Genomic DNA, 23,804 nt, shown 5'->3' with positions numbered 1-23,804 from the left:
GCAAACGACCGAATTCGGGCCATCTTAACGCCCCGAGCGGACAAGGATATAGCCTAATCTCCATATCGGACTAAAATCATGGCAGCAAACCACCTTCTCATGCGAGGACTCTATGACGGCAAGCGACACGACCGCGACAATTAAAAAGGAAAATTCGGAGCCCAGTTTCGATAAAACGGCTCAGCGCATCCTCAATCTTTTCTTTGTGCTCAACAGCTCCCCCGAACCGCTGACGACCGAGCAGATCGTCTTGGATTCTGACCTGGGATATGGCTCGGGCAACATCGACTCTGATAAGCGCAAGTTTCGGCGCGATCGTGACAAACTGCTCGAACGCGGCATCCTAATCAAGGAGGTTCGCCCTGCCGGCGCGCAGGAGACCGAGGAAAGCTCGTGGACAATCGACCGCGAGCACACGTTTGCAGCAGGTGGCCTCATCACCGCAGACGACGCCGACATCCTACTCAACGCCATCGACCAAACGCTTGCAAGCGGCTCTTCCACCTTTGCCGCACCACTTGCCGATATTCGCTCCAAGATTGCCTACCTCACCGGCAGGACGACGGCGGACGAGGCGACGATCAGCCGCTCTCCCACCGTCGATGCGGTTTGGAGCGCCTTTGCCGAGCGATGCGCGCTGCGATTTTTATATCAGAACGGACGCGGTGAGCAAAAAGAGCGTACCGTCTGCGTCTACGGCATGTTCGAGCGCGAGGGCGTGGCGTACTTCTGCGGCCTCGACAATGCCACCGACGACATCAGGACATTCCGCTGCGACCGTATCGTTCGCGCTTGGCGTCCTTCGAAGGCCTACACCATCCCTGCGGACTTCAACCTCAACGACTACCTGTTCTTTGAATTCGATTTTGCCGACCGACCGCCCGTTGCAGCTACGTTCTCATTCGCCCCTCAGACGCAGATCGATATGATCAACGGTCTCACGCGCGGGCGAGGTAAGCTCGCACACACCGATGCGGGATGGATCTGGACCGTTGACGTGCGCGACCTTGAAGCCGCCGCCTCATTTTGCATGGCCCACGCCATGGACGGCATGAGGCCCATGGCCCCCAAATCGCTCAAACAGGCGTGGAACCACCTCATCGAAAGGACGGTGCACGAGCATGCCCGTGCGTAAACTCACCAGCGAGCAGAGGCTCTCGCGCGCCATCGACATCATGGAGGCCCTCTACGCCGCCGGCGAGAACGGCATGACTCGAAACGAGATTTGCAGTCGCTTTGACATCACGGGGGCGTCGCTCGACGAGATTCTCGAGATCGTCTCGACGCTCGCGGACCGAGAATCGGGCGCGCGCATCATCTGCGAATGCCACGGCGAGCGTGTGGTCCTCACCGGTGACGCCGGTCGTGTGCTACCGCTGCGCCTGAGTGCCGCCGAGGGCGCCGTGCTCAACCACGAGCTTGAATCGTTGGGGATCGAGCCGCAGACGGCGGCTCGGATTCGATTTGCTCTTCTACCCGAAGAGCTCGGCTATAACCAGCGCGTCTTTGACACCGTCAACCACGGGTCGCACTGGCAGCAGCTGAGCTGCGCCATTCAGGACGGCGTTCGCTGCCGTATCTCGTATCGCTCGATGGACGATGCACGGCCACGCGAGCGTCTGGTCGACCCCTTGCGCATTACGGCAAACGGCGACCAAACATACCTGATTGCCTGGGACATCGCAGTCGATGAGCAGCGCACCTATCGCATGGATAAAATCGAGGGACTCGCCTTAACGGAAGACTCCGTCGTGCCTCACGCACCGGACGTCGCATCCCTCCACGATTCCCTTGCCCGAACGCAGCGCAGCGCAAAGCTCTTGATGCCATTCGATATGGCGGAGCATCTGGACTGGGCCGGCATCACCCTAATCAAGCGCAGCGGGACAGACATGGCAACGGTAACCGTACATTACGGCTCCGAGCGTTGGCTGCTGAGCCAGATAATCGCAGCGGGCGGAGCCATCCGCATCTTGGATGACCCCGCCCTGTCAAAGTGTCTGTGCGATATGGCAAAAACCCTCGTCTGTCCGCTTTAGCGCCGCCGCTCGTGGCGTGCACGCCACAGCTGTAGATAGTGCCCAATCTGCGCCGATTCGATGCGCTGGTAGGAGCTCGTGGGCAGCGACGTTAAGAACTTCTTGCCATAGCCCTTCGTCACCAGGCGAGGATCCGCCAAGATCAGCACACCGCTATCGGTCGACGAGCGAATCAAACGCCCCGCGGCCTGCTTAACCTCGAGCACCGCCTCGGGCAGCGAATAGCGCGCCCATGCGCGGTCTTCGCGCAGGTTGCGCTCGCACGAGAGCGGGTCCGTGGGGCTTGAGAACGGCAACTTGGGAATGATGACGCAGCGCAGCGTCTCGCCGCTGGCATCAAACCCCTCCCAGAAGGCCTTGAGCGCAAAAAGCGACGAGGTCGGTTCGTTGATAAACCGGTCGCGCAGGCGACGAGGAGATGAGTTGCGCTGCTGGCAGTTGAGCTCCAGACCCGCACGGGCCATCTTGGGCTCAACGCGGGCGTATAGGTCCTCCATGTCGCGCCGATTGGTGAACAACGTGAGCACCGATCCGCCCATGGCAAGATGGGCGTCGACCAGTACGCGCTCGAGCGCCGTAAGATAGCTCTCACGATCGCGCGGATCGGGGATATCGCCCGCAACGACTACAGCCATGTTCGAATCGAAGTCGTAGCTCGAATCCAAGTGCAGCGATGACGACGTTGAAGCACCGATGCGATCAAGGCCGACCGCATGGTTAAAGTGCTCAAAGCTTTTGGACACCGTCATGGTCGCCGAGGCAAAGATAGCCGTGTGAACCTCGGGTAGCCACTCGGTTGCCAAAGCCTCGCCAATGTCGATGCGCTCTGCGGTCATCGACTCTCCGCCGGCACGAAGTCTGCGATTGACCTGCAGCGAATACACGTAGTGCTCATCGGTGCCATCAATGATGAGTTTGAGGTTCTCGGCCAGCTCGTGCAGGCGGCGCGAGATATCACCCAGGTCGACAACAACCTCGGGCTTGTCGGCGGCGACGGCTTGCACCAGCGCGTCGACGCTCTTGTCAGCTTGTTCCAATGCGTCGATGCCAGTGTAGGCCGACTGTAAGAAATCATGCCAGTCGTCTGATTCGCGCAGCTCGGGGCCAATCCATAGATTGGCATTGTCATAACCCCCACGCGCACGGCGGCCGAGCTCGCGAACGCCATCGAACACGTCGGCGATTGCCATGCTCGCGCGGGCAACCGTCGACGTCGCCTTGGCAGTAAGGCCCAGATAGAGCGTAGAGCCCTCGGAGGTTGCCAAATCACGGGAAACCTGGCTTAGCGCGCCGGTGCTCGAACCACCCAGGCGCTCGAACAGGACGCGTGATTCGTCCGCCGACACCACGCGCGCCCACTGACGGCGCGCCTCGCGCTCGATGGAATGGGCCTCGTCGATTACCCAATGACGAATCGGCGGCAAAATCCTGCCCTCGGCCGCGACGTTGCGGAACAGCAGGGAATGGTTGGTGACCACCACATCGGCATGCGCCGCACGACGGCGAGCGCCGTGGACCAAACATTTATCAGGGAAAAACGGGCAGAGGCGACGAGCACACTCGCGCGAGGCCGTCGTAAAGTCGGGACGGTTGACGCTGCGCCACCGAATGCCGAGCGAGTCGAGGTCGCCATCGGCTGATTGGCAGACGTACGCCATAATGACCGCGACCGCCGTGAGCGTGTCCGCCGGATCGCGCTTGGTGGTAATCTCGACCTGGCCGCGGCTCATGCGCTCAAGCTTGCGCAGGCACGGATAGTGGTCATACCCCTTGAGAGCGCAAAATGACAGACCACCGTCCAGTTGCTCCGCAAGTTTTGGCAGCTCATGGTACATGAGCTGGTCGGCAAGATTGTTCGATTTGGTCGCAATACCAACCGTGATGTTGTTACGGCGTGCTGCCTCGGCAAAAGGCACCAGATAGGCCATCGATTTGCCGACGCCGGTGCCTGCCTCAATTACTCGATGAGTGCCCGTGACCAGCGCATCGCGGACCTCGAGCGCCATCGCGATCTGCTCATCACGCGGCTCGTAGGTGGGATACATGCGATTGACCAGGCCACCTGGCGCATAGTCTGCCTCGGTCTCCTCACGACTCGGCATCTTGAGAACCGGCAGTTCATCGGCGTCCACCCGATCGTCGGCGCGATCGGCCTTGAGAACGTCAGCACGAGCGGCGCTGAGAGAGAAGATGGAACCAGGGTTCTGCCCTGCCAAGAATGAGAAGATAGGACGATAGGACCAAGGCACGTCCGGATGCATGTCGGCTAGGCGCGCCATGAGGCCCTGGGGCAAGTCGGTGAGCGCCACGAGCAACACGCGCCATACGCCACACAGGGCGTCGACGTCGGCATTGGCACGGTGTGATACCGAGTCGCAGCCAAACAGATCGGCCATAAAAGACAGCTTGTGCGAGGCCAGGCGCGGAAGCGCGATGCGCGACAGCGCCAGCGAATCGATCCAAATATCGCTCACGTTGACGCCGCCTTTGACCGACTCGATAAACGAGCGGTCGAACGTGGCGTTGTGTGCGATCACCGGGCAGCCACCGACAAAATCGGCGAGAGCGGCGACGGCCTCAACCGCCGACGGGGCATCTGCAACATCGGCATTTGTAATGCTCGTGAGCTCGGTAATCTCGGCGGGAATCAGCTGCCTGGGATGCACGAAGGTATCGAAGCGGTCGATGACCTCGCGGCCCGAAAGACGGGCCGCTGATATCTCGATAAGCTCGTTGTCCTGCACCGAAAGACCCGTGGTCTCGGTATCGAGGACGATAACATCTTCCTCGATGAGGCCAAACGATTGGGTTTTGGCGCGTTCGGCAAGCGTGGCATAGGGGTCGATGACAAACTGCGGCGTTCCTGACGAAACCGCGTCCTCGATTAGCATGCAATGCCCGCTCGACGAAGTCCCATACGGATTAGGCTGTCGCAGACCTGCGGGAACGTCATGTCGTCGGTGTGGCGGATTTCATCCGGATACAGCGACGTATCGGTCATGCCGGGAATGGTATTGGTCTCGAGGATGACGGGGCCATTCTCGCTCACGATAAAGTCGCTGCGCGAGATACCCAGGCAGCCGAGGGCCTTGTGAGCGGCACAGGCAAGTTCCTGAGCGCGAGCGTAGTTCTCGGGCGAAATCTGTGCCGGAATGCGATGGATATCCGTGGGGTCGACATACTTCACGTCCAGATCGTAGAACTCGCAGTCCTCGGGCTTACGGATCTCAACAATCGGCAGGGCGCGCACGTCATCCTCGCCGTATACGCCGACGGTGATCTCGGTGCCCTCGATGCACTTCTCGACCAGCACTTTGTCGCCAAACTCAAACGCCTTGGCGATTGCCGCGGGCAGCTCGGAGGGCTCGTGGACCAGGGAAATGCCATAGCTGGAACCGTTGACGGCCGGCTTCACAAAGCAGCGCTCGCCACAAACCTCGACGATATGATCGATATCGACTTCATCGCCCACCTCGAGCGCAAGGCCGGGGGCAATGGGAATGCCCGCCTTGGCGTACAGGAGCTTCGAGACCTCCTTGTCGGCACCGCAGGCGCTCGCGAGCACGCCTGAGGCCGTGTAGGGGATACTCAGGGTCTCCATGGCACCCTGCATGGCGCCATCCTCACCGCCGGCACCGTGCATGGCGATAAACGCCACGTCAAAGCCACCGGTCGCCATGGTTACCATAAAATCATCGGCAGCCGTGTCGAGCAGCTCCACCGAAGTGTAGCCGGCCTCCTTCAGGGCCACCACGACGTTCTTTCCCGAATTGAGCGAGATCTCGCGCTCAGCGGAATGACCGCCCGCCAAGACCGCTACGTGCATGTTCTCTAGGCTTTTACCCGGCATGGGCAGACTCCTCCTCTATAATTTCTGCAGCTGATACCATATTGTAGCGATACCCTCTACGTTTCCCCAAAATCGAAAGGCTTCCATGAATCCCAGGACTAAATCTCAGGACATTCGCGACTTGAGCCAAAACGATATTCGCGAGCTTGTGGCCGAACTTGGCCAGCCCGCCTTCCGCGCGAAGCAGCTCATCGAATGGGTCTTTGAGAAGAACGTTTGTTCGTTTGACGATATGACCAACCTTCCCAAGGCTTTCCGCGAGCAGCTTAAAGAGGCTTTTGCCTTTGACACGCCTACTGAACTCACCAAGCAGGTTTCTAAAGATGGCTCTCGCAAGTATTTGCTCGAGTACCACGACGGCATTTCCGTCGAGACCGTCGGTATGCCCCGTCGTAACAAGCTTTCTGTCTGCGTTTCCACCCAGGCAGGCTGTGGCATGGGCTGCGCCTTTTGCGCTACTGGTCTCAACGGCCTCAAGCGCTCTCTGACCGCTCAAGAGATCGTCGACCAGGTACTTCATGTATCCAACGACTTTGGCGAGCGTGCCACGAGCGTTGTCTTCATGGGCCAGGGCGAGCCGTTTGCCAACTACGACGAGGTTCTCAAGGCATTGCGTATCCTCAACGACCCCGATGGTATCGGTATCGGCGCTCGTCACCTCACCGTCTCTACCAGCGGCGTTATTCCCGGTATTCGCAAATTTGCCGACATCCCCGAGCAGTTCACGCTTGCCGTTTCCCTGCATTCCGCCATCCAGTCGACGCGCAATAAGCTCATGCCCGGTGTTAAGAAGTACACGCTGCTTCGCCTTCACGAAGCGCTTCAGCTCTACACCGAGAAGACTGGCCGCCGCCCGACCTATGAGTATGCCATGATCGAAGGCGTCAACGATACGAATCCCGAGATGCAGGCACTCTGCGACTTCTGCGAGGGAACGCTGTGCCACGTTAACCTGATTCAACTAAACGACATCGAGGGCAGCCCGCTCAAGCCGTCGCCGATTCATAAGGTTGAGGATCTTCAGCGTCGTCTTGAGTCCCGTGGCATCGAGACCACGATTCGTAACTCCCGTGGTAACGATATTGACGCCGCTTGCGGACAGCTGAAACAGCGCTTCAAAGTTCAGAAGAACGCATAGGGGAGTCTTACTCCAAAACGTTTCATGTGAAACATCGAACGGCCCCGGTTGCAGGATATGCAACCGGGGTCGTTTCATTATTGACATCAATTTTGGACCAGCTGCTACCTTTCCCATTATTTACGGACAAAATAAGGGGCCCTTGTCTCATGAATCAGACAAGGGCCCCTTAAAATATGCAGGGTAATTGTTAGGTACCTAATAGCCTACATTTTCCCATTGGTTGCTAACCCAACCTTGATTAATCTTAGGATTTTTCGTTACCTGAGCAGTGCGCATGGCAACATCTTCTGTCATAACATCCATTTTCTTCTTTGACGTATCAACGATATCTTGCGCGCCACGAAGCAAACGACCTCGAAGTTCATCGTCTGTCGCGATCTTATAGCCAGCAAAGGCACCAGCCGCGACAGTCGTCGCCAATGCAATCGCAGTAAAAATCTTATTCCTCATCTTGGCCTCCTTGATCAAACTGAATCATTTCACCAAGAATACGAGAGAGCTCTTCCTCGTCTTTAAACTCAATCTCAATCTTATTCTTTCCACGCGAGCTCTTCACACGAACGTTGGTATTAAATACCTGACGAAGTACACGCGCAGCCTTTTTAAAAGACTGAGGCGTTGCAGGCCGTGGCGTCTTAGTTGTCTCTCCGGCAGAAAACAATGGAGCAAGATTTTCTGTCGCTCTTACGGAAAGGCCCTCCGCAACAACCTTCTCTGCAAGTCGAATTCGCGCGTCCTCATAGGGAACTGCAAGAATCGCACGTGCATGTCCAGCAGTAAGTTTACCCTCAAAAATCATCTGCTGAACTACTTCGGGGAGATCGAGAAGGCGCAGCGAGTTTGTAATTGCAGAGCGTGACTTGCTTACTGCTTTCGACAATGCCTCCTGGGTCATACCGCTGGCATCGATAAGCTGGCGATAGCCCTTAGCCTCTTCGACGGGATTCAGATCAGAACGCTGAAGGTTTTCGATAAGAGCAAGAGCCAGCATCTCTTCATCATTAACATCTTTAATGATGACAGGCAGTTCCTCAAGACCAGCAAGCTTTGATGCCTGATACCGACGCTCACCAGCGATGATCTCATAGCCGTTTCCATGCTTGCGAACCAAGAGCGGCTGCAAAACGCCATGCTCTTGGATTGACTCGCTCAACTCGCGAAGTTCAGTTTCATTAAAATGAATTCGCGGTTGATTAGGGTTGGGAACGATATCCTCAATAGGTAGTTTTGTTACAGATGCGGCATTTGAAGCAGATACAGCAGAACCACCGGTCTCATACTCGGCCTCTGAGACCAAAGCATTGAGTCCACGTCCCAATCCGCCACGTTTCTTTACACTAGGCACGCTTGATCACCTCTTTTGCAAGGTTCATATACGCTTTTGCACCCTTATTTTGAGGTGCATAGGTAATTACCGGTTCTCCAAAAGACGGAGCTTCGGAGATTTTAACCGTACGGGGGATTAGCGTCTTAAATGCCTTATCACCAAAGTACGATTGAACCTCCTCAACAACCTGATTCGATAGAGAAGTACGCGAGTCATACATGGTCATAAGCACACCATAGGTGTCTAAGCCCTTGTTCAGACGTGATTTGACCATCTTCATTGACTCTAGCAGCTTCGTAACGCCCTCGAGTGCGTAGTACTCGCACTGGATCGGAATCAAAACGCTGTCTGCTGCGGTCAAGGCATTGATAGTAAGCAGGCCGAGCGAAGGAGGACAGTCAATGAAAATAAAATCGAACTCGTCCTGAATCGGCTCAAGCAAATCTTTGAGGCGGGTTTCACGAGCAATTGCGCTTACGAGCTCAATTTCGGCACCTGCAAGCTGAATCGTAGCTGGAATTACGAATACCTTTTTGCAATTTGTATCAAGAACAAGCGATTCTGCCGGCACATCATTCAACAATGCATCATAGATGCAGCGATCAAGGTCTTCTTTTTCAATTCCAAATCCACTGGTGCTGTTTCCCTGCGGATCAAAATCGACAATCAGTGTCTTACGACCCTGCTCACCCAGTGCTGCTGCAAGGTTCACAGCCGTCGTTGACTTACCGACGCCGCCTTTTTGATTGATGATTGCAATGATACGCGTGTCTTTTGCGCTCTTAGAACGCTTAACGTCGCGAAATCCCACGGTCCCTCCTGGTGTGTATTAAAGCTGTCAAACGGAGGATGTTTCACGTGAAACATTCCGATTCGATATCAACCGCCATGTTTCACGTGAAACACTGCAAGTTGTTAGTATCCATTATGTTTCACGTGAAACATCTAGGCAAGCGGATTCTTCTTTGCCATGCCATTTGCACGAGGCAATGAAACGGATGCCGGATGACTCTTTTTAAGAACAATGAACTCCCTGTGGCCCAAGCCCTCAGGCAAATCGATTGCGTCATTCAGAAGCAAAGTGAAGCCGCAAATCTTAGCTGCTGACATGCCGGAAGCAAGCTCCTCATCCGAAGGATTACCCTTGGTGATAACAAATAGCCCTCCGTCTTTGAGGAACGGAGCAGCATACTCAACAAGAATCGGTAGAGGGGCAAGTGCACGGGCGGTTACGACAGAAAACTGCTTCTTATGGCTTCGAGCATATTCTTCAAGGCGATCATGAACCGCATGAGCATGTTTCAATCCAAGAACATCAACAAAAGAATTGACAGCATCAACCTTCTTACCAACAGAGTCAATATAAGTAGCTTTACGATGCGTGGTTATGGTTAACGGAATACCAGGGAAGCCCGCACCTGTTCCCATATCGAGCAAAGCTCCCTCAGGAGCCTTATTGATATAGGGGAGCAAAACAAGTGAGTCGAGGATATGAAGTACCGCAGCATCTTCTATGTTAAGAATACGGGTGAGATTGGTTGTCTTATTTGTTTCCAGAACCAAATCCAAATGTTGAATACATTTCCTCAGCTCAGTATCAGTTACGCTCAAGGAATACTCTTTGCAATAGGAAGTTAGACGACTCAACATCTCGTCAGCCTGCTGATCAGTAAGTACTAACAACGAAAGCTCCTTTCTGACAAAAATCAGTGTATCGAGAACTTTTGACAAAAAAAGGGGACGTGGAAACCACGTCCCCTTAGCATAAGCTCGAGTAGATTATCGAGCAACAATCACCACATGGCGATCGGGGTCAGAACCCTCAGAATGAGTATCGACGGCGTCATTGCCACGAAGTGCAATGTGAACCAGTCGGCGCTCGTAGGCATTCATGGGCGGAAGCGAAACACTCTTATGAGTGCGGATGGCACGCTCGGCAGCAGACTGAGCCATGGAGGCAACCTTGTCCTGACGGCGGCTCTTGTATCCCTCGACGTCCACTACAACCGGATACCTAAAGCCGAGCTTGCGGCTCACCAGCAATGAGAACATAACCTGAAGGGCATCAAGGGTGCGACCATGACGGCCAATGAGAACAGCAAGGTCGGGAGCCGTTACATCCAGAATCAGCTCACCCTCGTCGCCCTCATACTCATCGATAGGAGAGTTGGCGGCATCGAAGTGCGAAAGGATGGAACGCAGGATGGAAATCGCGACATCGGCAATGGTGTCGAGCTCCTCGTCGGTCAGCTCTTCACCAGCCTTGTAGCGCTGTGCAATCTCGGGATAATCGCCCGCGACCTGCGGGGCAACCTCCTCAAGCATATCCTCGATGATCTCTTCAGACATAACGTACTCCAAAAGTTAGGTACCTAAATAAGATTGATATCCCACTACTTCTTCTTGTGCGGGCGCGGCTTCTTCTCGCGACGAGTGACCTCAACCTGCAGCGGCGCGTTCTTAAGGCGCTCCTCCTCATCGGCCTTCGCCTTGTCGATGACCTTCTGCGTCACAAAAATCTGCTGGATAACCTGCCAAGCAGACGAGACGTCGTAGTACAGCAGAACACCAACGGGAAGGCTCCAGCCCATCCAAAGCATCATGACCGTCATGACAACGGCCATCATACGCATGCTCTGAGCCTGCTGGCCGGTCTGGTTGCGCGACATATAGAGCTGCGGAATCAGGGTCAGGACAGCGAACAGGATCAGGCAGACCAGCGCAGGCAGCGCGACCATAAAGCCATCGGCAAAGGAGGCACTCGGCGTGGTGGTCAGGTCGGGCAGAATATTAAAGAACGAGAACGTGCCGTCGTTAAAGTAGTCCGGCAGGTTACGCAGCAGCGTAAATAGGGCGAACAGGACAGGCATCTGAATCAACAGCGGCAGACAACCAGCCATCGGGTTGAACTTGTTCTCGCTGTAGAACTTCTGCATTTCCTCGGCCTGACGCTGGGGATCGTCGGCATAGCGCTCCTGGATCTCGAGCATCTTGGGCTGCAGCACCTGCATGCGTGCCGTCGACTTAGTCGACTTGAGCATAAGCGGCGTCAGCAGCAGACGGATGATGACCACCAGGATGATAATGGACAGGCCCCAGTCGACCGCAAAGGTCTGGATGAGCTTGAGCAGCTCGAAAAGGATGTTAACGATCCAATCCCACATGTAAGTTTTCCTCCGATAGCGAGTGCCCGCTAGGGCACAGGGTCATAACCGCCGACGTGCAGGGGATTGCAGCGAGCGATGCGCCTCACGGCAAGCCAGCAGCCTCTCAAAACACCGTACTTCTCAATCGCCTGGACGGCGTATTGCGAGCACGTTGGGTAATAAATGCAGGCGTCAGGCAATAAGGGCGAAATAACCTGTTGATATATGCGAATAGGAGCGATGGCAACACGTCGCAAAACGTGATTGCTCATCGCTCCTCCCCGGCAACGCCGGCGCGTTTCATAAGCGAACGCAATGCATTGTCCATCTCCTGCGGCGAGGAAACCCTCGTCTTGGGAGTTGCGAACAAGATGATGTCATAACCCGCAACGGGAAATCCACAGCTGCGGGCGGCCTCGCGCATCACACGCTTAGAACGGTTGCGCACGACAGCACAACCGAGCCGTTTAGCACCAACGAAGGCGACCCTTCCGGAGTCGCCTTCGCCAACCGATTCACATATGGTCATTCGAATCAGAGGGTGATTGAAACGACGCCCCTGACTGAACACATGCTCGAAATCTTGCCGAGACTTAATAGTCTTCATGCGAGATGTGTGTATCGCTGCTAGACAGTGAGACGCTTGCGGCCCTTGGCGCGACGACGGGCGAGCACGGCACGACCACCCTTGGTGGCCATACGGGCACGGAAGCCATGGGTCTTGGCACGCTTACGCTTATTAGGCTGATACGTACGCTTCATCTTAAGTTCCTCCTGCTGCATTTCGAGTGTCCGCGGGGGCGCGGACGCAGATATAGACACGTGAGCTTGAAGATTGTAGGGAAATCAATGTTCAAATGTCAAGAAATCAAAGGTAAAAGGTTGCGCAGTTCACACGGTTCCCCCATAAGCCGAGCTCGATTTAGCGGTGCATGGCAACTTTTCACGATATTTCATCGAGTTTTCAACAGGTCATGTTGGCAATGTTGAGAACTTTTCGTCCGTTTTCCAAAGTTTTCAACAGGTTTTGAAAAGTTGTCGAAAGATGAGAAACATTGCACGGTGAGCTACTATTTGTTCGAAACCTTTTGAAAGATTGCGAGCGGCATGTCTGACGACTTTTACACCATGGTCGATTCCGGAGACCCGGCACCCGACAACGAGCACATCACCGGCGTGCGCGAAGAGCGTAAGGAAGGCGAGCAGACGACCACGCAGGCGCCAAAAGCCATGTACGCCGCGCGCATCGCCGTCTATGACGACATGCTGTCGACACCGCGTGTGATCGTCATTGATCCGCAAGATGTCCGCACGTATTTGGAAGAGACGACCAACACCGTCTACCAGTGTATGAAAGAGCAAGGTGGCCACATCTCGCTCATGGTCATCCGCGAGATTGTCGAAAACTTTATCCACGCACACTTTGCCGAGCCCATCATCTCGATTCTGGACGGCGGAGACACCATCCGCTTTGCTGATCAAGGACCCGGCATCGACGACAAGGAGCGCGCTTTCGACTTTGGCGTTACCAGCGCAAACAGCAAGATGAAGCGCTATATCCGTGGAACCGGAGCAGGGTTTCCCATGGTGCAGGAGTATTTGGAAAACGCCGGCGGGGCCGTGTCCATCGAGGACAACATGGGCAACGGCACCGTGGTTACGGTAAGCCTGGACCCTAAACGCGTGCAGGAAATCGAACGCGCCGGCGGGCGCGGTGCTGCCGTGCGGCCCGAGACGGAGCAGCCCGCATATCCCCTGCCGGGAGCTTTTGCGCAGCAGCCCATGGCAACGCAACAGATGCAGCCCCGCGTGGGACAGATGCAGCAGCCCGGAATGCTTCCTACACAAGAGCCCCAGGCGGCGTCGATGTCGATGCCGCCAAACGTGCCAGAGGCCATGCCGCTGGCGGATCAGGATACAGCAGCAATGCAGCAGGCGACGGGGGCACCGGGTGGCCAGCAAATGGGCTATCAGCCGTACCAACAGGGATATCCATATCAGCAGATGCCGCCACTGGGATATGGCCAGCAGTTCCCGCAGCAGTACCAGCAGGGATATCAGCAGCCGTACCAGCAGATGACGCAGCAGCAGTACAACCCCTGGGCCCAGCAGATGCCTCCGCAGCCTTACCACCAGTGGCCTCAAAGTTTTCAACAGCAAATGCCGCCGATGCAGAGTTCTCAACAACCAGCAGCTCAAATGATGTATCCTAATGCAGCAAATCAGTATGCGCAGCCACAACCGGACGTGTTCGTAAGCGATCGCGGCAACGCCGCGCTGGGCTATCTGGCGCAAAATCAAGCGTGCGGTGCTACCGATCTGGCGAGGGCGTTTGGAAACTCGGCCCCCACTTGGTCACGCACGCTCAATGACTTGGCGCAGGCCGGCTTGGTCATCAAGCATGGCCAGAAATACCATCTGACCGAACTCGGCGCCGCTCGCGTGCGAGCTCAGAGCTAAAGAACGGGAGAGACAGTGGACGAGGAAGCAAGCATCATCCTGGGGGATGCCATCGCCTTTTGCCAGCGCGACGGCCGAGATGCACGCCTCATCAACATGCTGGGGCAATCGCGCGCCATAAGCCTGACCGAAGATACGCTCACGATCGAGGCCCCCTCGCGCTTTGCCATCGCGCAGCTCAAAAAGCATCAGCCGACCATTGAGGCCTATCTGGAAGAAATCGCCTTTGCACCGATTGCGCTCGACATCGTGGCACCGCAAGGAGCCGTGGCGGAATCCGCTGCTGCGACGGCGCCCGCCGCGGCTCCCGCTGCCTCCCCGGCGGTGCCGGCCTCCGCAGGCGACGTGCCGACAATCGAGCACCAGCACGGCGATGTTTCCCGTGAAACCATGGCACCGTTGCCGACCGCGGCGGCGACGTCAACGAACGCACCCGTCACGCACATGCCTATCGCTCACGACGCAGCGGCGGGCGCGGATTCGGGCATTGCAATCAAGAACACGCTCTCGGCCGATGATTTTCGTCGCATGATGAACCAGATGAAGGGCGGAGCGCCGACTAAGTCCACGCAAGCTGCGACCCCCGCTTCACCCATGCCGGCACCGACCGTACCGGCCGAGCAGAATGCGGATGGAGCCCCGCTCGCCGCGAACTCAAAATTTACCTTTGAGAACTTTGTCTACGGCCCCGAGAACAGCCATGCCTATCGCTCGGCACTCAAGTTTGCCGCCCTCGCGGACGAGCGTGGCACGTGCACATCACTGTTCATCTACGGCAAATCGGGCCTGGGCAAGACGCACCTGCTGCTTGCCATCAAAAACGAGCTCGCCGAAAAGTCGCCCGAGATCAAGGTCAAGTATGCCAACTCCCAGGCATATCTGGACGACCTGATGACCGAGTTCGACCGCCAAAAGAAGAGCAACGCCCCCATCATGCAGGCGTACCACGGCGTGGACGTGCTCATCATCGACGACATCCAAAACATCATCGGCAAGCGCGCGAGCGTGGACTACTTTTTCCAGCTCATGGACGAGTTCATCCGCAACAACAAGAAGGTCGTCATCGCGGCAGACCGCGCCCCCAAGGACCTGAGCATGGACGAGCGTCTGACCAGCCGCTTCAACGCCGGCATGCTCTGCCTGGTCGCAGAGCCCAGCTACGAGATGAAATACAAGATCTTGCAGCGCTATTACGAGAACACCATCGTCGCCGCTCCCGAGGCAGGCGACGACTCGCTGCTGGCGGCCTATGGGGGCGACGGCGGGCACCTAACCGACGAGCACTTTAAACACATGGCCGAGGTCTCGGGCACCAACATCCGCGAACTCGAGAGCTTTTGCGAGCGCTGCGCCGGCGAGGCGGGCGACCGCGAGCGCGAGGGCGGGGAGCTCACCTTTGACGATATCGACGCCATCGCCAGCCAGTACTTTGACACATCGGCCAAAAAGATCAACGTCCAGACGGTTCAGTCCGTCATCGAAGAGCAGTACGGCGTGACGCACGAGGAGCTCATCGGCCCGCGTCGCAACGCCAATATCGCCAAAGCACGCCATATCGCTATCTACCTGGCCATCGAGATGTGCGAGATGACGACCACGGCGGTGGGCGCCGAATTTGGCAACCGCAACCACTCGACCGTCAGCACGAGTTACAAAAAGGTCCAGAAGATGATCCAGGAAGACCGGACTGTTACCGAAGACCTCAAGTCGCTGCGCGATAAAATTACACTGCGCTCGTAGGTAAATGGACACAGCTGTTGAAAACTTGTCGAAACCACGGGCATAAGGTGTCTAAAACCCAACCCGCGGTGATGAAAAGTTTTGCGCAGGTTTTGAACGTGGAAAACCACCCCTGTTGCACACAGGTTGCTGTCGATTCTCTTTCTGGGTCTGACCTGCGTCTTTGGGAGTAATCAACAGTTTCGTCAGTGCTATTACTATTATTAAGATATTTATATCTATAGAAAGGTATTAAAAGATGAAGTTCACCGTCAGCCAGAGCTCGCTTACACAAGCCATCGGCGTCGTTATGAAGGGTGTCGCTTCGGCATCCACCCTCCCCATCCTGTCGGGCGTGCTCGTTAAGGCCCAAGACGGCATCTTGGAATTCCAGACCTCTAACTACACCATCTCGATCCGTCATCGCATCGCGGCGCATGTCGAAGAAGAGGGCGAGATGGTTATCCCCTGTAAGATGCTCTCCAATATCACCAAGACCCTCCCCGATGCCCCGGTCACCTTTGAGCTGTCCGAGCGCCAGGTGCTGATTGGTTGCGAGAAGAGCTCTTTTAGGCTGAACACGCTCGATGCCAATGACTTCCCCGAGTTTCCGGCCTATGCCATCGAGAGTGCCGTGGAGCTGCCGACCGATATCTTGTCCGAAATGGTCGGCCGCGTGTGGCGCGTCACCTCGACCGACAAGGCTCGCCCCATCCTGGGCGGCGTGCACATGAAGGTCGAGAACAACACCGTACGCCTGGTGGCGACCGATTCCTTCCGCTTGGCCGTGTGCGATACGCAGGTCGAGACCTCGACCCTCGAGGGCTCCTTTGAGCTCAACGTTCCGGCTGACGCCTTTAACGACGCGCTGAGCATCATGGCCAGCCAAGCGACCATCATGATCGGGGCTACCGACACCCAGGTCGTCTTCGAGGCCGGCAACACCACCTACGTGTCGCGTCGCATCGAGGGCGTGTACCCCAACTACAAGCAGCTCATCCCCGATTCGTGCGTGACGAGCGTCAAGATCGATGTCGCCGCCTTTAACGCCGCCCTCAAGCGCGTAGCCGTTATCGCGAGCGCCAACCCCGCCGTCAAGTTCGAGATCGATGTCGAGAACGGGCAGATGGGCCTGTCCTCCATTTCCAATGACCAAGACCTTGCGCAGGAGACGATCGATGTCGAGGCCGAGGGCGAGTCGGGTACCATCGCCTTCAACTACCACTACATCTTCGGCTGCCTCAATGCCCTGTCCAAGGAGAAGGAGATCACGCTGGAGCTCAAGAGCTACTCGCAGGCGGGCATCTTCAAGTCCTACGACAAGATCAACTACCTGTACCTGGTCATGCCGGTCCGCATCTAGCGCTGCGCCATGACCATGTTCGCTCGCGATCTTTCCGTCGCGCACTACCGCAGCTTCGATAGCTATCGCCTTGCCCTGGACGAGGGCGTGACGATACTTGCGGGACCCAACGCGGCGGGAAAGACCAATCTCATAGAGGCGCTGCAGCTGCTGACGAGCGGTTCCTCGTTTAGGCATCCGACCGCAGCCGAGCTTGTCCATGACGGCGTGGGCTCGTGCAAGATCGAGCTGAGGCTCGAGGGCGACGGCCGCGTGCTTGATATGGGATTGAGCGCGGAGGACGGTAAGCGCTCGTTTAGTCGCAACGGCAAGAGATGCTCTGCCGCCGGCGTGCGCGGGATTCTGCCGAGCGTGCTGTTTTGCCCCGACCATCTGGACATGGTTAAGCGAGGCGCCAGTGTGCGCCGCGCCGCCCTCGATGACTTTGGCATGCAGCTGAGCGCACGCTACGCCGATCTTGCGAGCACCTATGGGCGCTGCGTGACCCAGCGTAACGCCTTGCTCAAGGAGACCTGGTGCTGCCGTGAGATGCTCGGCGCGTGGAACGATTCGATTGCCCGCGCGGGCTCGGCCCTGCTCGTGCACCGGTTGGCCCTGCTCGACCGGCTGGCGGGCCATGTGCACACTGCCTACGGGCAAGTGGCGTCAGGTGAGGTCGCCAACGTGACCTATGCGTCCACGCTGGGGGATTTGCCCCAGGTCGAGGATCGCGAAGAGCTGAAGGGTTGGGCGTACGAGCGCATGCTGGCTGCCCTTGACGAGCATGCCGACGAGGAAATTCGCCGCGGCGTGACGTTGGTGGGACCGCATCGCGACGAGATTGAGTTTACCGTGGCGGGTCGCTCCGCCCGTTCATTTGCCAGCCAAGGACAGCAGCGTACGCTGGTGCTGTCCTGGAAGGTGGCCGAGGTTGCCGTGGCTCGCGATGTCCTGGGCACCGCCCCACTGCTGCTTCTGGACGACGTGATGAGCGAGCTCGACGGCGAGCGTCGCGGCGCTTTCCTGCGGCTGATCGGCGATGATATTCAGACGGTCATAACCACGACCAACCTGGGGTACTTTACCGATGACCTGCTTGATCGAGCCAAGGTGGTGAGCATGGGTGAGACGTGCTAATTACGAGCGCGAGAGCGAGACAGTCGCCTTCAGCGGGTTTTTGAACGCAGAGCGCCAGCGCATCCTGGCGGCTGCAACGCCTAAGCGCCGTGCGCAGATGGAGGCCGCCGAGGAGTCGCGCACGGTCTATCGCGCATGGAACGCGGTGTGCTCGGGCACGCGCGAGGGGCGGCATGTGACGGGACTGCGTTACCTGCCCGAGTCCAATGAGCTGCTGGTGTATCTCGACTCGCCCTCGTGGACGCAGGAAATGACGCTGTTGCGCGAGATCATCCGCGCGCGCATGGAGCGCGCCGGTGCGCATGTGGACGGCCTGGTGTTCAAAACCACCGCGCCCGGTCACACGCCGCCCGCCGCCAAGGAGCGCCTGCGCCCGGCGACGACCGAGCGACCGCCGGCCCCGCATGCCGACCTAAGTGAGGCCGAGCGCACCGAGATTGAGCGCCAAGTGGCGCCCATCGAAGACCAAAAACTGCGCGAGGCCCTCGAGAATGCCATGAGAGCCAGTGCCGAGTGGGCCAAGGGCGTGCAAAGCAAAAAAGAGCCTTAAATCGCATCTGGTGGCCTTGTAGAGCCAAATACCCTCGTTCCCGATGGTATTTTTTTACGATAAACTAGTAAGGCTGTACACATTTTCTTGACTGAAGGAGGACGTGTGGCAAACGAAAACGATTACGATGGCGGCGAGATTAAGATTCTCGAAGGTCTCGAGGCCGTTCGTAAGCGCCCGGGCATGTATATCGGCTCGACGAGCGCCAGCGGTCTGCATCACCTGGTGTGGGAGATCGTTGACAACTCCGTCGACGAGGCCATGGCCGGTTTCTGCACCGAGATCCAGGTGACGGTCCACGCCGACAACTCCATCACGGTCGTCGACAACGGGCGCGGCATCCCCGTCGACGAGCACCCTGTTAAAAAGATCCCGACGCTCGAGGTCGTCATGACGATCTTGCACGCCGGCGGTAAGTTCGATAACTCGGCCTATAAGGTCTCGGGCGGCCTGCACGGCGTGGGCATCTCCGTCGTCAACGCACTGTCCAAGCGCGTGGTCGTTCAGGTTCGTCGCGATGGCAACACCTACGAGATGGAGTTCTCGCGCGGCAAGACCGTCAAGAAGATGGAGGTCGTGGGCACCTCGGATTCGACGGGCACCACCGTCACCTTCTGGCCCGACGACGAGATCTTCGAGACCTGCATCTACGATTTCGATACGCTGCACAACCGTCTGCAGGAGACAGCGTTCCTCAATAAGAACCTCAAGATCGTGCTGACCGACGAGCGCGAGGCGACTCCCCACGTGGAGGAGTTTTGCTACGAGGGCGGCATCATCGACTTCGTCAAGTTCCTCAACGAGGGCAAGGACGTCCCCGAGGCCTTTAAGGAGCCCATCTACATCGAGGGCAAATCGAACCCGGACGCTCCCGTGGCCAAGATGGGCGAGGTCGAGGTTTCCCTGCAGTGGAATAGCGGCTACGGCGAGAACGTCATGTCGTTTGCCAACGACATCTACACTCCCGAGGGCGGCATGCACCTTGAGGGCTTCCGCACCGCGCTCACCCGCGTGATCAACGACTACGCGCGCAAACAGAACCTGCTCAAGGAAAAAGACGCCAACCTGACCGGCGACGATGTGCGCGAGGGCCTTTCGGCCGTTATCTCGGTCAAGCTGCCCGATCCGCAGTTTGAGGGGCAGACCAAGGCCAAGCTCGGTAGCTCCTATATGCGCGCGCTCACGCTCAAGATCGTGACCGACGGCCTCGCCGATTACTTGGAGGAGCATCCCAAGCCCGCCCGCGAGATCGTCAAGAAGGCGCAACAGGCCTGCAAGGCGCGCAACGCCGCCCGCAAGGCGCGCGAGGCAACCCGCCGCAAGAGCCTGCTCGAGACGGCGTCCCTGCCCGGTAAGCTCGCTGACTGCTCAGTGCGCGATGCCGAGCTGACCGAGCTCTTCATCGTAGAGGGCGACTCGGCAGGCGGTTCGGCCAAGGACGGCCGTCGCCGAGACATCCAGGCGATTCTGCCCCTGCGCGGCAAGATTCTGAACGTCGAACGCGTTGGTGACCATCGCGCGTTCTCGAGCGACACCATCCAGTCGCTGATTACCGCGATCGGCTGCGGTGTCACGACGAGTGCCGGCGACGGCGGCGACTTCGATATCACCAAGGCGCGCTACCACAAGATCATCATCATGACCGATGCAGACGTTGACGGTGCGCATATCCGCATCCTGCTGCTGACGTTCTTCTACAAGTACATGCGTCCGCTGATCGATGCCGGCTACGTCTATGTTGCCTGCCCGCCTATCTTTGGCATTAAGGTGCGCAACAAGATCCACTACGTGTATCCCAACGGCCGCCAGCCCGAAGACGAGATCCTGCGCGACACCATTCAGAGCCTGGGCCTGAACCCCGACGAGGACGACGAGGACGGCAAGGCCAAGGACGGCAAGATCACCAAGAAGCGCAAGGGCTATACCGTCCAGCGCTACAAGGGTCTGGGCGAGATGGACCCCAAGCAGCTTGCCTCGACGACGATGGACCCCAAGACCCGCATCCTGCAGCGCGTGTCGATCGAGGACGCCGTGGTGGCGGACCGCGCCGTGCGTGAGCTGATGGGTTCCGAGGTCGGCTATCGCCGCGAGTACATCGAGAAGCACGCACATGATGCACGCTTCTTAGACGCCTAACCTGTTCGGCTTTCCCAGCCACCGCACCTTCGCCCTCAATCGTCGGTCGCGTACCCAAGTACGCTTCCCTCCTCTTTCGAGCGAATCTGCGGCACCTGGAAAAGCCGTCTCCGTGGCAGGATGATTAATGGACCACGCAAACCATGAGGAGGTAACGTGGCAGACGATATCAACAATAACGAGGGTATGGACGAGGCCGGCGATGCCGGTATGCCCGATGATCTGAAGCGCCTGCTTGCCCGTGCTGAGCAGGGCGAGGACGGCGACCCGGACGCCTATAACCCCGATGCCGATGATGATGAGGAAGAGGACGACGACGGTGAGCTCGAGGAGAGCTTTGGCGAAGTCGACCGTGGCGCCTCGGCCGGCGAGGATATCAACGGCGGCCAGCTCCAGATTTCGGAGTTTGGCCGCGAGATGAAGCAGTCATTTATCGAGTATTCGATGTCGGTCATTACGGCGCGCGCCCTGCCGGACGTGCGCGACGGCTTAAAGCCGGTGCACCGCCGCATCCTGTACGCGATGAACGAGAGCGGCATCTACCCCAACCGCCCGCACAAGAAGTCGGCCTGGACGGTCGGCGAAGTTATCGGTAAGTACCACCCGCATGGCGACTCCGCGGTCTATGAGGCCATGGTCCGCCTGGCGCAGTGGTTCTCCATGCGCACGCCGCTCATCGACGGTCACGGCAACTTCGGTAACATCGACGGCGACGGCGCGGCGGCCATGCGTTACACCGAGAGCCGCCTGGCAAAGCCCGCCATGGAATTGCTGCGTGACTTGCAGAAGGATACCGTCGACTGGCAGCCCAACTACGACGAATCGCTCGCCGAGCCTCAGGCGCTGCCTGCGCGCTTCCCCAACCTGCTGGTCAACGGCAGCCAGGGCATCGCCGTCGGCATGGCCACCAATATCGCCCCGCATAACCTCACCGAGGCGATCGAGGCAACCTGCTACCTGATCGATAATCCCGACGCCACTGTCGACGAGCTCATGCAGATCATGCCCGGTCCGGACTTCCCCACCGGCGCCATCATCATGGGCAGTGCCGGTATTAAGCAGAGCTACGAGACCGGCCGTGGCTCCATTACCGTGCGCGCCAAGGCTCACGTGGAGTCCACCAAGACCGGCCGCAGCCGCCTGGTCTTTACCGAGATTCCCTACATGGTCAACAAGGGCACCCTGCAGGAGAAGATCGCCCAGCTCGTCAACGACAAGCACATCGAGGGTATCTCGGATATGCGCGATGAGTCCAACCAGAAGGGTATCCGTCTGGTCATCGAACTCAAGAAGGGCGTCATCCCGCAGGTCGTGCTCAACAACCTGTACAAGTACACCTCGCTGCAGACGACCTTTGGCGCCAACAACCTGGCGCTTGTCAACGGCGTTCCCAAATGCCTGAGCCTGCGCGAGATGCTGCAGCACTACATCGACCACCAGGTCGACGTCGTCACCCGCCGCACCCGCTTCGACCTTAAGAAGGCCCAGGCCCGCGCGCATATCCTTGAGGGCTACCTGATGGCCCTTGACCATATCGACGAGGTCATCAGCATCATCCGCTCCTCGCAGACCGACTCCGAGGCCAGCAGCCGCCTGATCGAGCGCTTTGGCTTTACGCCCGAGCAGACCACGGCCATCCTCGAGATGAAGCTGCGCCGCCTGACCGGCCTGGAGCGCGACAAGATCCAGGAAGAGCTGGACGGCCTGCGCCGCGCCATCGCCTACTACGAGGACCTGCTGGCGCACGAGGAGAAGATCCTGGGCGTCATTAAGGAGGAGATGCGTGAGATCTCCAAGAAGTTCGGCGATAAGCGCCGCACCGAGATCAGCCATGTCGAGAAGGACCTGGACGTCGAGGACCTCATTGCCGATGAGGACATGGTCGTGACCATCACCCACACCGGCTATGTCAAGCGCATCCCGGTGGCCGCCTACCGCGCCCAGAAGCGCGGCGGCAAGGGCGTGTCGGGCGTCAACCTCAAAGAGGACGATGTCATCGACGAGATGTTCATCGCGTCCACGCACGAGTATGTGCTGTTCTTCTCGAGCAAGGGCAAGGTCTATCGCCTGAAGGTGCACGAGCTGCCGGTGGGTACGCGCCAGGCGCGCGGTACCGCGATCGTCAACCTGCTGCCCTTCGAGGAGGGCGAGAAGATCGCGAGCGTCATCAGCTGCCGCGAGTTCCCTGCCGACGAGTACCTGATGTTTGCCACCAAGAGCGGCATGGTCAAGAAGACCGTAATGAGCGCATATGACCGCAGCCGCCGCGACGGCCTGATCGCTATCAACCTGCGTGACGACGACGCGCTGCTGAACGTGCGCCGCGTGCGCGAGGGCGACAAGATTATCCTGGCCACCACCGCGGGCAAGGCGATCATGTTCTCCGAGGAACAGGTGCGCGCCACCGGCCGCGATACCAGCGGCGTTCGCGGTATCGGTATGAAGGACGGCGTGAGCGTTCTGGGCATGGAAGTCACTAACGGCAACGGCGATCTGTTCGTCATCACCGAGCGCGGCTACGGCAAGCGCACGCCGGTCGCGGACTACCCGGAGCAGAATCGCGGCGGCCAGGGCGTCTACACCATCCAAATGACCGAGCGTAAGGGTAACCTCGCGGCCATGAAGACGGTGGGCCCGCAGCACGAGCTGTTCATCGTGACGGAGGGCGCGACGGTCATTCGCGTCAAGACCGATGAGATTAGCCAGACTGGCCGCGCTACCCAGGGCGTCAAGATGATGACCGTCGACGACAACGACCGCATCTGCGCCGTAGCCCGCATGACGGCCGCCAAGGAGAAGCCCGAAGGTGAAGCCACAGAAGACGGCTCTGCCCCCGAAGAAACCCCTGTCGATCTAGGCGACGGCAACGACATGCCAGAGGATCTCCTAGACGAGTAAGAGGAACTAGCTGGTAAAAATTATCAGACCCCATATATCGGCGGTCGGCGCACTGCGCG

21 protein-coding genes are annotated in these 23,804 nt (G+C 58.0%); 10 read left to right on the top strand and 11 right to left on the bottom strand.

Annotated features, from left to right (window positions below; translation table 11 throughout):
• Window positions 1–112 precede the first annotated feature (112 nt).
• Window positions 113–1,135 (top strand): YafY family protein, encoded by a 1,023-nt coding sequence (locus DXC99_RS09185; RefSeq protein WP_117629996.1) that lies wholly within the window; start codon window positions 113–115, stop codon window positions 1,133–1,135.
• Window positions 1,122–2,039: a YafY family protein gene (locus DXC99_RS09180; protein WP_117629995.1), complete on the top strand. Its 918-nt coding sequence runs from the start codon at window positions 1,122–1,124 to the stop codon at window positions 2,037–2,039. The genes DXC99_RS09185 and DXC99_RS09180 overlap by 14 nt, the downstream gene beginning before the upstream one ends.
• On the opposite strand, the gene DXC99_RS09175 is transcribed toward DXC99_RS09180, so the two are convergent.
• Window positions 2,036–4,930 (bottom strand): helicase C-terminal domain-containing protein, encoded by a 2,895-nt coding sequence (locus DXC99_RS09175; protein ID WP_117629994.1) that lies wholly within the window; start codon window positions 4,928–4,930, stop codon window positions 2,036–2,038. The genes DXC99_RS09180 and DXC99_RS09175 overlap by 4 nt on opposite strands.
• Window positions 4,924–5,889 (bottom strand): D-alanine--D-alanine ligase, encoded by a 966-nt coding sequence (locus DXC99_RS09170; RefSeq protein WP_117629993.1) that lies wholly within the window; start codon window positions 5,887–5,889, stop codon window positions 4,924–4,926. Before DXC99_RS09170 ends, DXC99_RS09175 begins: the two co-directional genes overlap by 7 nt.
• A gap of 85 nt (window positions 5,890–5,974) precedes the next feature.
• Here DXC99_RS09170 and rlmN point away from each other — a divergent pair, with 85 nt between their 5' ends.
• Window positions 5,975–7,027, top strand: a complete 1,053-nt coding sequence (gene rlmN / locus DXC99_RS09165) for a 23S rRNA (adenine(2503)-C(2))-methyltransferase RlmN (protein WP_055251319.1) — start codon at window positions 5,975–5,977, stop codon at window positions 7,025–7,027.
• Between the two features lie 198 nt (window positions 7,028–7,225).
• Here the strand turns inward: rlmN and DXC99_RS09160 are convergent, their stop codons facing one another.
• The 9 genes from DXC99_RS09160 to rpmH form a co-directional block, all read right to left on the bottom strand.
• Entirely contained in the window at window positions 7,226–7,480 is a 255-nt protein-coding gene (locus tag DXC99_RS09160; protein WP_099432405.1) for a hypothetical protein, read from the bottom strand.
• On the bottom strand, window positions 7,470–8,375 hold the full coding sequence (locus tag DXC99_RS09155; RefSeq protein WP_199408909.1) for a ParB/RepB/Spo0J family partition protein: 906 nt from the start codon (window positions 8,373–8,375) through the stop codon (window positions 7,470–7,472). Before DXC99_RS09155 ends, DXC99_RS09160 begins: the two co-directional genes overlap by 11 nt.
• Window positions 8,368–9,168, bottom strand: coding sequence for a ParA family protein (locus DXC99_RS09150; protein ID WP_117584022.1), 801 nt, complete (start codon window positions 9,166–9,168; stop codon window positions 8,368–8,370). Before DXC99_RS09150 ends, DXC99_RS09155 begins: the two co-directional genes overlap by 8 nt.
• A 134-nt stretch (window positions 9,169–9,302) precedes the next feature.
• Window positions 9,303–9,968, bottom strand: a complete 666-nt coding sequence (rsmG, locus tag DXC99_RS09145; RefSeq protein WP_233502312.1) for a 16S rRNA (guanine(527)-N(7))-methyltransferase RsmG — start codon at window positions 9,966–9,968, stop codon at window positions 9,303–9,305.
• A gap of 168 nt (window positions 9,969–10,136) precedes the next feature.
• A complete protein-coding gene (locus DXC99_RS09140) occupies window positions 10,137–10,706 on the bottom strand; it encodes a R3H domain-containing nucleic acid-binding protein (protein WP_022093802.1) in 570 nt (189 codons plus the stop codon).
• A 44-nt stretch (window positions 10,707–10,750) separates the two neighbouring features.
• Window positions 10,751–11,521, bottom strand: a complete 771-nt coding sequence (locus tag DXC99_RS09135; RefSeq protein WP_055251326.1) for a YidC/Oxa1 family membrane protein insertase — start codon at window positions 11,519–11,521, stop codon at window positions 10,751–10,753.
• 29 nt (window positions 11,522–11,550) lie between these two features.
• Window positions 11,551–11,775: a membrane protein insertion efficiency factor YidD gene (yidD, locus tag DXC99_RS09130; protein ID WP_022093804.1), complete on the bottom strand. Its 225-nt coding sequence runs from the start codon at window positions 11,773–11,775 to the stop codon at window positions 11,551–11,553.
• Window positions 11,772–12,110, bottom strand: a complete 339-nt coding sequence (rnpA, locus tag DXC99_RS09125; protein WP_082435526.1) for a ribonuclease P protein component — start codon at window positions 12,108–12,110, stop codon at window positions 11,772–11,774. Before rnpA ends, yidD begins: the two co-directional genes overlap by 4 nt.
• Window positions 12,111–12,130: 20 nt before the next feature.
• Window positions 12,131–12,265: a 50S ribosomal protein L34 gene (gene rpmH / locus DXC99_RS09120; RefSeq protein ID WP_019127408.1), complete on the bottom strand. Its 135-nt coding sequence runs from the start codon at window positions 12,263–12,265 to the stop codon at window positions 12,131–12,133.
• Between the two features lie 345 nt (window positions 12,266–12,610).
• Here rpmH and DXC99_RS09115 point away from each other — a divergent pair, with 345 nt between their 5' ends.
• From DXC99_RS09115 to gyrA, 7 genes are all read left to right on the top strand, one after another.
• Window positions 12,611–13,963 (top strand): ATP-binding protein, encoded by a 1,353-nt coding sequence (locus DXC99_RS09115; RefSeq protein ID WP_089572572.1) that lies wholly within the window; start codon window positions 12,611–12,613, stop codon window positions 13,961–13,963.
• Window positions 13,964–13,978: 15 nt separating this feature from the next.
• On the top strand, window positions 13,979–15,703 hold the full coding sequence (locus DXC99_RS09110; RefSeq protein ID WP_117629991.1) for a DnaA ATPase domain-containing protein: 1,725 nt from the start codon (window positions 13,979–13,981) through the stop codon (window positions 15,701–15,703).
• Between the two features lie 238 nt (window positions 15,704–15,941).
• Window positions 15,942–17,045, top strand: a complete 1,104-nt coding sequence (gene dnaN / locus DXC99_RS09105; protein ID WP_117629990.1) for a DNA polymerase III subunit beta — start codon at window positions 15,942–15,944, stop codon at window positions 17,043–17,045.
• A gap of 9 nt (window positions 17,046–17,054) precedes the next feature.
• Entirely contained in the window at window positions 17,055–18,161 is a 1,107-nt protein-coding gene (locus tag DXC99_RS09100) for a DNA replication/repair protein RecF (RefSeq protein ID WP_117629989.1), read from the top strand.
• The gene (locus DXC99_RS09095; RefSeq protein ID WP_117629988.1) at window positions 18,148–18,711 is read left to right on the top strand and encodes a DciA family protein; all 564 of its coding nucleotides are present in this window, start codon (window positions 18,148–18,150) and stop codon (window positions 18,709–18,711) included. Before DXC99_RS09100 ends, DXC99_RS09095 begins: the two co-directional genes overlap by 14 nt.
• Before the next feature lie 105 nt (window positions 18,712–18,816).
• The gene (gene gyrB, locus DXC99_RS09090; protein WP_117629987.1) at window positions 18,817–20,847 is read left to right on the top strand and encodes a DNA topoisomerase (ATP-hydrolyzing) subunit B; all 2,031 of its coding nucleotides are present in this window, start codon (window positions 18,817–18,819) and stop codon (window positions 20,845–20,847) included.
• Between the two features lie 186 nt (window positions 20,848–21,033).
• Window positions 21,034–23,745 (top strand): DNA gyrase subunit A, encoded by a 2,712-nt coding sequence (gene gyrA, locus DXC99_RS09085; RefSeq protein ID WP_117630006.1) that lies wholly within the window; start codon window positions 21,034–21,036, stop codon window positions 23,743–23,745.
• Window positions 23,746–23,804: the final 59 nt, after the last annotated feature.

The sequence above is a fragment of the Collinsella sp. TF10-11AT genome (assembly GCF_003437565.1).
GTDB lineage: Bacteria > Actinomycetota > Coriobacteriia > Coriobacteriales > Coriobacteriaceae > Collinsella.
The sequence above is the reverse complement of the archived record's forward strand: the minus strand, read 5'-3'. Positions and strand labels throughout refer to the sequence as shown.